Here is an 11,825-nt window from a genome sequence, read left to right on the forward strand (position 1 = left end):
TAAAGAAATTATTGACGCTCCGCAAAAAACGCAAGCGGAAATCGAAACGGTTCGCACAAAAGTTGAAAAAGTCAAGAAATTTTTTGAAAATGAAGTTGGTAAAGCAAGCGAAAATTGCGATTTCGGCAAAGAATTTTTGAGTATATCCGATTACTTGGTGAAAAAAAGCGTTTGGGCGCTTGGCGGCGACGGATGGGCTTACGACATAGGTTTCGGCGGTCTTGACCACGTCATCGCAAGCGGAAAAAATGTAAATATTTTGGTTATGGACACCGAAGTTTATTCAAATACGGGCGGACAAGCGAGTAAAGCGACGCCGAAAGGTGCGGTCGCCAAATTTGCCGCAGGCGGAAAACCTGTCGGCAAAAAAGACTTAGGTGCAATCGGTCGTTCTTACGGCTATGTCTATGTAGCCCGGGTTTCACTTGCAAACCCGGGACAAATCGTAAAGGCGATGCTTGAAGCGGAAGCGTACGACGGTCCGTCGCTGATTATCGCTTATTCCCACTGCGTAGCGCACGGAATCTCAATGAGCAACGGCGTGAACGGAGCGAAAAAAGCAATCGAAACAGGACATATGGTGCTTTACCGCTACAATCCGGAAAAAGCGCTAGAAGGTAAAAATCCGCTCACCATCGACAGTAAAGAGCCGACCGCCCCGCTTAGTGAATTCACCGCAAGCGAAAACCGCTTCAGAATTCTGCAAAAAGCAAACCCCGAAGCGTACGAAAAACTTATCGCTTCGGCAGATGCAGAAAACAGAGCGAGAATTGCGACGCTGCAGCATTTGGCGGCTGAGTAGTTTTATGTTTAATTAGATTGATAACGTCTTCATCCAAACGGATGAAGACGTTATTTTCTTGCAAAATTAAAGGATAGTATAAATTTATGAAAACAAAATTTTCTATAATATTACTATTTTTCTACCTGTCTGTATTTTCTCAAACACCTGAAATATACTGCAACACTGCAAACGAGAAAACAGGCGAGGATATAAATAATGTCAAAAATAATTACAACAATTATAGTTATTATAATTTTTTATAATTTTTCGTTTGCAATATCCGTTAAAGATATTCCACCGGTTTATGTATCATCGTACACCATTGACGATTTGCTGGAAAAAATTCACTATTCTGTAGAGCCGTTTGCAAGCGATTGGTCGAAAGATTGGAAACATCCCATTAAAAAACAATTGATTTGGGCGCAAATAGATTCGGTGATAAATCAATTAAATTCACGGGTTTGGGCGGAAGATTTATGGACGATTTATTTTACGCAGGCATTACTTTGGCACTATTTTTATCAGTTGGAAAACGAAAAAGGATATTTCGTCTGCGATTCTATCTGCAAAATTATTCAAAAAGAATTCCCAAAAAAATATGAGGCGTTTTGGCTTTACGGAGTCAATAAAATCAAGGCTGGGAGAGTAGCGGAAGGATTTGCCGTTTTAGATTCACTCTATTCTTTTTCAAACGTTTCATCGTCGTTTGTTAACGAATATTCGCAATTATCAAGAAAATGTTTCGTAGTGAAAAACAGTAACGATTACAATTTTAATCAAAACGAATTTTATTTTTCACCTAAAGAAACAAAACCTATTTTGTCACTGTGGGAAAGTGATGAAAAAGATGAAATTATCAGTTTTATTTTTACCGAAAAGTACATGTTCATTGAAAATTTTCAAATAAAATATCCAAAGTTATACAATGAAAATGAGTATAAATTTAACTTGGGAATTGATGAAAAATTTCTAAAAGAAATAAAAATTCCCGCGCTTTGGGAGCCCAATAAGGCGGCGCTTCACCCGGCGGTTTATAAAATAACAATCGACAGAAGCAGACAAAATCAATCGCTTTTTGAATATCTTTTATCAATTGTGTACAATCGATTCGACTTTGTTTCGGAAATAAAGCCGCCGTTTCGTAAAAACGCGATTTCTGTAAGAGGCGGACAATATAATGTAATTCGCGGAGTTTCCGGCAAGTCGGTTATCTACACGCTTTACGACTATGAAACCGATGGAAATTCGCAACAGTTTTTCACTACGAAAAATACAACTAAAGGAATAAAACCGATGAAAATCCGCATTCTTGTTTCACTTGAAACAACTCAAAAGGCGGAACCGAAAGCGCTCAATTTCTATCACGATATAGTAAACGGTATTTTTATTTGGTAATTTTCGGAATATGTTTAGTTTTTCTATCAGACAAAGAAGCGGATTCTCCCAAATACTTTAAAACCGATTCAAACCTTTTTCTATTAGATTCATTCAAATCACTTAAAAGTTTGTGATTTTTATACATTAATTTTGAAAATTCATGCTGATTGCAATAAGAATTTTTTAATTCATTATAATTATCATTTCCGACTTCTGCATCAACAAAAATCTCAAAAAGAGAATTTACATTAACATCCGTGATCGCCTGTAAAACACTTGACGCTTCTTTTGGACCGGAATAAATGATTATCGGTTTTTTCGCCCCTTTTTCCTGCTGCGTTAATCCTATCTGCGCTAAAACGCCTATATCTGAACTATCTATATATTCACAATCCCTCATATCAATAATGACATCTTCTATGTCTTTGTCAATAATCTCGGCTTTTACAAAATCCATAAACCCTTTCATACTTGAATCATACCGGACACTCCCGACAAGTTTGATTTTACATACGCCGACATCATCAGTACAAACTAATACATTACCTTTGACCTTATCATCCATATTTAACCACCAATATTGTTAAGTCAAATTTCTACATAAAAAATAATGATTACTTTAAATCCACAGATGAAATATAATAAATGTTTTTGCAAAATTCACAAACAATTTCAATTTTCTCGTTTAAAGCAATAATTTCTTTCTTTGTTTCATCGTCAAACAGTCGCATAGCCGAAAGCGACATTTCCTTACTGCAAGTGCATTCAAAAGATAAATTTATACTATCCAGAATCTCATATTTTACATCTGAAAATAAATTTTTTAAAATTTTTTCCGGCGTAAAATTTCTTTCAAGCATAGAATTAAACGAAATTCCGTAATTTATATTTTGAATAATTACATCTAATTCAGAAGTATCGTCTTTTGTAAAATCATCGCCGTCAGGAATTTTTTGAATCAAATATCCCCCAGATACTACGGCGCTATTTTTTTCGTTTGGAATTGTCGAAACTGCAACGGCGCTTGGAATTTGCTCGGATTGCGTAAAATAATAAGCGACGTCAGCGCCTATGTCTCCGGTTATGCAATTTATCGTCCCAGAATATGGCTGTTTAAGTCCCAAATCTTTTGTCACGGTAAGCAGAGACGCCGTTCCGACACTTTGATTCAGTTGTGTTTTCACATTGCCCCCGGCGACAAATTCTGTCTGCGGATTTGCGGTATATCCGCGAATTTTACCGTCAGATGTCGCTTCCGAGATCGCTTTGCCGATTCTTCCGTTCCCACGAAACGAAAGCGAAACCCTGTCACGTTTTCCTTTTAGCGTTCCTGCAACAAGTCCGGCTGCGGTAAGGACGTTCCCCAGAATAATTTCTGAAAGCGCCGCGGGATTTTGAATTTTGCAGGCGCAATTTACCGTATCGGTCGTAATTGCCGCATACGCCCTTATTTTCCCCGATTTTGAGATTGCTTTTAGTAGATAATCCGGCATTTATTTCTTCTCTTCGCTAATTGTTCCGTTGCGATATGTCGCAAGTAATTCGCGTAAGTTGTTTATTTTTTCCTTCAATTCCAAACCGACGTCGGTATCGCAAATCAAAATTCGTTTTCGGTTAAACTCAACAATATCACGGGTGGAAACAATGTCCGTTCCGTGCAAAATTGCGTCTTCGGTAGATGAAAACGGTTCGTGTGAAACAAGCGATATTCCCCATGAATTGAAAATTAAAGTATAACCGCCGATGCCCGTGATCGAGTGATACGCTTTTGAGAATCCGCCATCAATAACCATAAGTTTTCCGTTTGCCTTACTTGGTTTCTCGCCTTTTTTCACTTTTACGGGAATATGCCCGTTTATTATGTGCGAGTATTGCGGGTCTAATCCGAATTCCAAAAGAATTTTGTCGCAAACCGCTTCGTTGTCGCGATAATCGTAATAAGGATTTTTCTTTTCGACGTGAAGTTCTTTATCGCTTATATAATACCGTTCAAAAGTCGCCATTTTATCTTTTGCAAAAATCGGAGAATTTTCTCCCGACCATAAATACCATAGTAAATCCTGTCCGAGTAATTTGGATTTTGCATCAGTTGAAAAAAAACCCTGCCGCGCATATTTATCAAAATTGTCAAAAAGTTCTTTACCTTTGTATTTTTTCCCGAACATTTCAATTTCTTTCAACGTTCCGTCAGGATTTAATGGAATACATCCGTGAAACAGCAAATTATCGTTCATACACAAATACATACTTCCATGCGAAAACAAAAACCTCGCGTGAAACTGTAATTTTTCACTTTGAGTAAAAGCGTTTTTCATTTCTTCCATCAATTCCCGCTCGGCTGCAGTCAGTTTGTAAGGAGCGTTAGGATCAATTGTACAAAACCCATCTTTATCGTTTATGGGGTATTCAACGTTATCAATTGTTATAACGTTTCTCAAATAGTCGATTTTTGAAAGCAAAAGCCGTTTTTCCAAATTCCATTTCGGACGACGCATAATCAACTCGCCCTCAAGTTTGAAACGAATTATCGCAATCGCCTTGTGCATTTTGGCAAGTTCGCGTTTTTCGCGTTCCGAAAACATACCGCTTTCGGTTTTCGGCTGATATATAACGCATTCATCTTTTACATATGTACGCAAAGCAAAGACAGCAAGAGGGCGTAAAGAGATTCCGTACCCTTGCTCAATTGTCGTGAAATTGCCGTATCTAAGCGAAATCCGCAAAACTTCCGCCACGCAAATATCGCTGCCGGCGGCGGCGCCCATCCAAATGACGTCGTGATTTCCCCACTGAATATCGACATGATGATATTTAGTAAGAACATCCATAATTTTGTGAGCAAGCGGACCTCTATCAAAAATATCTCCGATTATATGAAGATGGTCAACCGCAAAAATCTGAATTGTCTCGGCAAGAGCGACAATAAAAGCGTCCGCTCGGTCAAGATTTATTATTTCTCGAATTATATTGTCGTAATAATTTTCTTTTTCGCCTTTATGTTCATAAACCAATTCGTCAATTATGAACGAAAATTCTTTAGGCAACGTTTTTTTTACTTTTGAGCGTGTATATTTTTCGGAAACGGCGCTGAAAAATCTTATTAGACGGTGAAGAGTTATTAAATACCATTCCGACAAATCAATTTTTTCCTTACGAATCAGCGCTAATTTTTCTTTAGGATAATAAATTAAAGTCGCAAGTTCGCGAATTTGTTTTTCGGTCATTTCCTTTTCAAAAAGTCGTTCTAACTTTGAACGGATAATCCCCGAAGAGTTGCGCAAAATGTGACTAAACGCCTCGTATTCGCCGTGAATATCGCTGATAAAATGTTCCGTCCCTTTAGGAAGCGACAAAATTGCCTGTAAATTTATTATTTCCGTACAAACCGCATCCACGGTCGGATAAGATTGCGCCAATAATTTCAAATATTCGTTACGCATAAAAGTCCTTTTTATTTCGTATATAAAATACTTTTTCCACTCAAAAAAAGCAAAAAACAACAAAAATTTAATATTATCACTTTTTTTCACACACAATTACAAAAAAATCATATTTTTAATACAATATTAAGTTAATTTCACTAAGAAAGTACGCGTATGGCTGTAAACAAAGAATTAGTTCAGGAATTTGTAAACGGTGCCGTAAGTATTTTGTCGGAAATTTCAATCTTGCTTAAAAATTTCTCAGCGGACGCAAACGACAACTCGTTTGATATTATTCACAAACATACATCAAACCTTACAAAATCGGCAGAATTTATAGGATTGACATCAATTGCGAAATGTCTTAAACAAATTGACAAAATTAATTCCTCCGTAAAAAACAAAAAATTGAAACTATCACATCAATTGATAAATTCCATACAAAATTTATTAGAAAAATTATCTGAAACTATTTCCGCAACAAGAAAAAATTCCGGAAATATAGACGAAAATTCAATAAACTCATTAATCCAAACCGCTCAAAATATAGAAAACGGAATTTTCTACGAGAAGACCGATATTCCTGAAATAGATTACGAAATTCTTCCGGATTTTATTGCCGACACAGCAGAGCATATAGCTTCCGCTGAAGAAAATTTTCTCCTTTTGTCAAAAAAAGGATTCAATCAAAACGTTGTAAATACAGCTTACCGAAATATTCACAGCATAAAAGGAAATTGCGGCTTTATCCATCTATATCAATTGCAGAATTTGTGTCACGTAATGGAAACAATAATGGGTGAAATCCGTGAAAAAATAATAACGGTCGATAATGAAAACGTCTCTTTTCTTTTAAGTTATTTGGATGTCGTTAGAGAAACGGTTTCAAAATTGGAATGCGGCGAAAAAGGAATCGTAAAAGATTTAGATATGCTGATAGAAAAAGCAAAAAATAAATTTCCAACGGCGTTCGGCGTCGAACCTGTAGAGCCGCAGAATTCTATAGTTGAGAAACAAACGCAAAAAATAGAACCGCTTGTATCTGAAAAAATAAATGTTACCGCAAAAATTGAAAAAGAAACGGTAAAAATAGTTTCTACGGAAAAACCAACAACTAAACCTGTAAAAGAAACCGCCGAAAAAAAAGAAAATACCCCGGTTTTTTCAATAAAAAATGCAGCGCAAATGAAAGATGAGATCAACAAATTAATTATAACGGAAGAAATGAAACAAAACTTCATTTCGGATTCAAACGAACAACTTTCTTCTGCGGAAGAAGCTTTTCTTCTTTTGGAAAAAAACGGATTTGAACAAGAAATAATAAATAACGCTTACCGTTACATTCATTCGTTTAAAGGAAATTGCGGCTTTATGCAATTGGAAGACCCAAAAATCATAGGTCATACGATGGAAACAGTTATGCAATTCATGCGAGAGCAAAAAATTGCGGCAGACGGCAAATCTATTTCATTTCTTCTAAATTTTTTGGATGTCTTACGTAATGTAATTTCTGCTTTTGAGCAAACCGGCAACGCATCTATTCCTGACGTTTACGAATACACAAAAAAAGCGATTCAGGTTTTCCCAGAATGTTTTGTTTCTGAAAGCAAAACACATGAAAATACAGAGAATAAAGTGAAAAAAGAAATACAAGACGTAAAAGAAACGGCTATTGTCATAGACAGCGTCATCTCAAAATCTTCTGCAAACGATATGATTCCCGTAAAACAAGACCTGCGCGTTAATCTAAATAAATTAGAAACTATTATGAATTTGGTAGGAGAATTGGTTATATCGGAATCTATGGTTACACGAAATCCGTCGGTTGCGGCTATTACCGATGAATCGTATCACCGCGGAGTTCACCAATTGCGAAGAATATGCAACGATTTACAAGATGCGGCAATGTCTCTGAGAATGATTCCTTTGAGCGGACTTTTCAAAAAGATGTCAAGGCTTGTTCACGATTTGTCAAAAGTTGTAAATAAAAAAATTGATTTGGTTATAATAGGTGAAAATACGGATGTAGATAAATCTGTTTTTGAATTAATAAACGACCCTCTTGTCCATATCATAAGAAACGCATGCGACCATGGAATTGAAATGTCGAAAGAACGAATCGCCGCCGGTAAAAAAGAAACTGGGACGATAACGATTACAGCCGAACACAGAGGCGGCGCTGTATGGATTTCCGTAAAAGACGACGGACAGGGACTTAACAAAAAAAAGATTTTGGATAAAGCTGTTGAATTGGGACTAATTTCTATAGACGATCAGCTCACTGACAACGACGTTTGGCAATTGATTTTATACCCAGGGTTTTCAACCGCAAGTATTATTTCAGACGTTTCCGGACGCGGAGTCGGAATGGACGTTGTCCAAAAAAATGTTGAGGACCTGCACGGACAAATTTTTATAACGACACAAGAAGGACAAGGGACGGAATTTACAATCCGTATTCCGCTTACGTTGGCAATAATCGACGGAATGATAGTAAAGGTTTCCGATTCGTTATACGTTGTTCCTACACTCACAATTAAGCAAAGTTTGCGATATGACAAAAGAAACATAACTTATTCGCCGGAACATGAAGAAATTCTAAAATACAAAGACAACCTTATTCCGGTTATTAAAGTCGGTAATTTGTTCAACAATAACAACAAAGGAACGCCTGAAGACGGCATATTGATTATAATTGAAGAAGCCGGAACCTCCATCGCACTTTTAGTAGATTGTATCGTAGGACAACAACAAATCGTTATAAAGGGACTTTCAAGTTACGTAAATAAGGCGCGCGGAACAAATGGCTGCACTATTTTAGGAGACGGTTCTATTGCACTAATCCTTGAAACTAAAACGTTAGCCGACATGGCTCTTGAAAATGTTAATAAAGAACAAAGAATACCGCCCGCTAAAAATACAACCAAAAAGAACAATGACGAGGAGTGAGTATGCAAGAAGAAGAAAGCATAATTTCAAAAGTAATTCCTATCAGCGATTCGGAGTTTAGAAAAATTTCCGTATTAGTGTATCAAAATTTTGGAATAAACCTCACAGAATCAAAAAGAAGCTTAGTTATAAGTCGGCTTCAAAAAGTTTTGAAAATTCATAAATTCAAAACTTTTATAGAATATATAAATTATTTGCAGACCGAAAAAGGAAAAGACGCTCTAAACGAATTAGTGAACCGCATTTCGACAAACCATACTTTTTTTTATCGCGAGTATAGGCATTTTGAATTTTTTGAAAAAATCGCATTGCCGGAAGCAAAAACGTTACGCACAAAACAAGGAATTCGCAAAATAAAATTATGGTGTGCGGCGGCGTCGCGAGGCGATGAACCATATACGATTATGATACACCTAATGCGTTTTCTTGGGCGTGATTATCCTCTATGGGAAACCGGACTTTTGGCGACGGACATTTCAGAGGACGCTCTTAGAGAAGCGATTGCCGGTATTTATCCTTTTGAAAGAGTTGATAAAATAGACAAAGCGACTCTCAAAGAATATTTCGACGTTGAAAACGGATATTATAGAGTTAAAGAATCGTTGCGCAAAGGGGTAATGTTTAGGAAATTCAATTTAATAACAAATATATTCCCATTCAAAGGTGACTTTGACATGATTTTTTGTCGAAACGTAATGATATATTTTGATGAAAAAACAAAAATAGAATTAACAAAAAAACTTTACGATCAACTTCGCGTCGGCGGATATTTGTTTATAGGGCATTCCGAAACGCTTAACGGACTCGGTTCTAATTTTAAACAAGTCCAGTCGGCTATATACCAGAAAGTATAATTCGGTATTGCATATTTTATTAGGATTATAATATTTTACCGCACATGATGTGTAAAATTGTGAAAGGATTCAATGAATAGCGCTATGATTCTTGGGGTTGGAGATCTAGGTGCGTCGGCTCAAAAAGGGGCGATAATAAAGACGTACGCATTGGGATCTTGCGTAGCGGTGATTATCCTAGACAGAAGGACTCACTGCGTAGGAATGGCGCATGTCGCACTTCCAGAATCGACGACTTCTCCCACAAAAGCAGAAACGCTTCCGGGATATTTCGCCGACACTGCGATACCGGCGTTGTTTAACGCAATGAGAAATGCGGCAGGCGGAATACTTTCATCTCCATATGATTTGATTGTGAAAATATGCGGTGGCGCTAACATTGCCGATAAGGAAGGAACTTTTAATATAGGGAAACGTAACGCATTGGCTATAAAAAAGTACTTATGGAAATATGGACTTGCTCCGCGTTCCGACGATACAGGCGGCGACTTTTCAAGAACCGTAACCCTATATCAAGAAAATGGGGTAGTGGAAATATCAAGTCCTAACAAGAAAAACTGGAAAATATAAAAATAAGGAAGGTTAATAATAAAATGCCAAAAATACTTATTGCAGATGATTCGGCTCTTGCCAGAGCGTTTATGATTAGATGTATTCAGATTACAGGAATTCCCGAATGTGAGTTTATTGAATCCTCAAACGGTCTTGAGGTAATAAATATTTTAAAAGATTTACTACCGGATTTAATCGTGACCGATATGAATATGCCAAAATGCGACGGAATAGAATTAGTGAAAAGAATTAAAGCAAATCCAAGATTAAATTCCGTTCCTATCATTGTTATGACTAGTGCGGGAAATGCCGCTCAGCGTACAGAATTAGAAAATCTTGGCGTAGATTCAATTATTTCAAAACCATTTACTCCGCCGGACGTTGTAAATATCGCAAATAAATTACTCGGGAACAATAATAATGAAGAAGGAGAATGGTAATGTTTAAAACATTAGACGAAGTGGTAGCGCTTCCTGAAATAATGTATAACGCTGTTTCCTATGCTGTTGAAACAATTACTTTTCTATCGGTTAACGATGAAATAAGCTCTAATATTATTATACCCAAAAATACTACAGAATATATTACCGGAAGTATTTTAATAAAAACCGCTCCCGCAATATATTCCATGGAATTACTTGTTCCACAAGATTTATTGGAGAAGATTTCTGCAGATATCACTGTACCGGGAACTGAATCGGAAATGACCGGCAGTATAGTTATTGATATTGCTATGGAATTGTTAAATACTATTGCAGGGAATTTAATGCGCAACATAGAAATGCTCGTCGGTCCGTTCATTTTGGAAATTCCGGAATTTGAAATAGGAAAGTCGATAAACAAAAGATCGTTCATAGTAAAAAAATATATCGCCGACGACAATTACTCGCTTACTATCGCTATAACAAAAATTTAAGACAATTATATACAATTTTACACAAAATATAATGAAAAATTTCTTGGAATATATTATTTTATAATAAACAATTTTATATAAGGAGTATTAAATGACTAAACAAGAGTTACAACGGCAATTAGCAGAACAAAGCGGCTAAACAACAAAGAATCGAAGAGATTAAGAAAATCATTAAAAATCCTACACAACCAATGAAAAATGGGATAGAAAATATAATAGACAAGTATAATAAAAAACCAGTTAGAATAGACAATCCAAAAATTACAAAAGACTGTGTTAAATTTGATGTTACAACTAATAAACCTTTAATTGAAAGAACAACAGTTCAAATTTCAGAAGATAAAGTTGATGTTAATGTAAAAGGTAATATTCCTGTGCCTAAGAAATCAAGAAATAAGTAACGTTTTTAACGTTTCAGAGGAGCGTATGAGAAAATTTTGTATTGCTTTAATCGCAGTAATTGTACTTTTAAATGGGTGTTCTACAGAAATAGAATGCGGTAGATGTGATGGTAAAGGATATATATTCTTTGACAACAATTATAATAGAGAAACATGTCCTGTTTGTGGTGGGACAGGAAAATTAAAAAAGTGATTAAAAGAATATTTAGTGTAAAGATGTATATAATTATGAAATAATATTATTTTTGCAAGAAAGCAAGAAAATCTTATAAAAGCATATCTTTTATCTAAAACTCTCTGACATGCGATTTTAAATTTTCAAAAACAGATTCTGCGCAGGCGGGACGAGAAGTCGGGCTTTCGACTACCACCGTCGTATTCACGTTACCGCGCGGAAAAAAATTTCCTACTACGCGAAGCCAGCGCGGCGAAAGATTTCTGGTAAGTTCGGCAAAAATAAAATTTATCGCTCTTTCGTGAAACGTTCCGATGTTTCTAAACGAATTAAGATACAGTTTCCATGATTTTAACTCTACGCATTTTTTATCAGGCAGGTAATAAATTTCGATT

Annotated in this window: 13 protein-coding genes; 9 read left to right on the forward strand and 4 right to left on the reverse strand. The window is 36.2% G+C overall.

All coding sequences use genetic code 11. The annotated features are described in order from the left end of the window. Together LBH98_08195 and LBH98_08200 are read left to right on the forward strand one after the other, a co-directional pair. On the forward strand, nt 1-802 hold an 802-nt coding region (locus LBH98_08195), incomplete at its 5' end, for a hypothetical protein (GenBank protein MDR0304727.1). Between the two features lie 198 nt (nt 803-1,000). Next, on the forward strand, nt 1,001-2,179 hold the full coding sequence (locus LBH98_08200) for a hypothetical protein (protein MDR0304728.1): 1,179 nt from the start codon (nt 1,001-1,003) through the stop codon (nt 2,177-2,179). Here LBH98_08200 and LBH98_08205 read toward each other — a convergent pair. Genes LBH98_08205 through LBH98_08215 form a run of 3 tightly spaced genes read right to left on the reverse strand, consistent with a single transcriptional unit; the run spans nt 2,169 to nt 5,601 of the window. After that, complete coding sequence (locus LBH98_08205) at nt 2,169-2,726, reverse strand: STAS domain-containing protein (protein ID MDR0304729.1); 558 nt, start codon at nt 2,724-2,726, stop codon at nt 2,169-2,171. The two genes, LBH98_08200 and LBH98_08205, sit on opposite strands and share 11 nt — an antisense overlap. Nucleotides 2,727-2,775: 49 nt before the next feature. Beyond that, on the reverse strand, nt 2,776-3,654 hold the full coding sequence (locus LBH98_08210) for an Hsp33 family molecular chaperone HslO (GenBank protein MDR0304730.1): 879 nt from the start codon (nt 3,652-3,654) through the stop codon (nt 2,776-2,778). Next, on the reverse strand, nt 3,655-5,601 hold the full coding sequence (locus LBH98_08215; GenBank protein MDR0304731.1) for a fructose-1,6-bisphosphatase: 1,947 nt from the start codon (nt 5,599-5,601) through the stop codon (nt 3,655-3,657). 156 nt (nt 5,602-5,757) lie between these two features. Here LBH98_08215 and LBH98_08220 point away from each other — a divergent pair, with 156 nt between their 5' ends. From LBH98_08220 to LBH98_08250, 7 genes are all read left to right on the forward strand, one after another. Beyond that, entirely contained in the window at nt 5,758-8,532 is a 2,775-nt protein-coding gene (locus tag LBH98_08220; GenBank protein MDR0304732.1) for a chemotaxis protein CheA, read from the forward strand. A 2-nt stretch (nt 8,533-8,534) separates the two neighbouring features. Next, on the forward strand, nt 8,535-9,386 hold the full coding sequence (locus tag LBH98_08225; protein MDR0304733.1) for a protein-glutamate O-methyltransferase CheR: 852 nt from the start codon (nt 8,535-8,537) through the stop codon (nt 9,384-9,386). A gap of 72 nt (nt 9,387-9,458) precedes the next feature. Further along, nucleotides 9,459-9,956, forward strand: coding sequence for a chemotaxis protein CheD (locus LBH98_08230; protein ID MDR0304734.1), 498 nt, complete (start codon nt 9,459-9,461; stop codon nt 9,954-9,956). 23 nt (nt 9,957-9,979) lie between these two features. Beyond that, nucleotides 9,980-10,378, forward strand: a complete 399-nt coding sequence (locus LBH98_08235) for a response regulator (GenBank protein MDR0304735.1) — start codon at nt 9,980-9,982, stop codon at nt 10,376-10,378. Beyond that, nucleotides 10,378-10,854 carry a hypothetical protein gene (locus LBH98_08240; GenBank protein MDR0304736.1) on the forward strand — a complete coding sequence of 159 codons (477 nt, stop codon included), beginning with the start codon at nt 10,378-10,380 and terminating at the stop codon, nt 10,852-10,854. The genes LBH98_08235 and LBH98_08240 overlap by 1 nt, the downstream gene beginning before the upstream one ends. A 191-nt stretch (nt 10,855-11,045) precedes the next feature. Then, the gene (locus LBH98_08245) at nt 11,046-11,255 is read left to right on the forward strand and encodes a hypothetical protein (GenBank protein ID MDR0304737.1); all 210 of its coding nucleotides are present in this window, start codon (nt 11,046-11,048) and stop codon (nt 11,253-11,255) included. A gap of 25 nt (nt 11,256-11,280) precedes the next feature. Continuing rightward, nucleotides 11,281-11,448 carry a hypothetical protein gene (locus LBH98_08250; GenBank protein ID MDR0304738.1) on the forward strand — a complete coding sequence of 56 codons (168 nt, stop codon included), beginning with the start codon at nt 11,281-11,283 and terminating at the stop codon, nt 11,446-11,448. 94 nt (nt 11,449-11,542) lie between these two features. Here the strand turns inward: LBH98_08250 and LBH98_08255 are convergent. After that, nucleotides 11,543-11,825: hypothetical protein (locus LBH98_08255; GenBank protein ID MDR0304739.1), on the reverse strand; the 283-nt coding region annotated here is incomplete at its 5' end.

It is taken from the genome of Chitinispirillales bacterium, assembly GCA_031254455.1.
GTDB lineage: Bacteria > Fibrobacterota > Chitinivibrionia > Chitinivibrionales > Chitinivibrionaceae > WRFX01.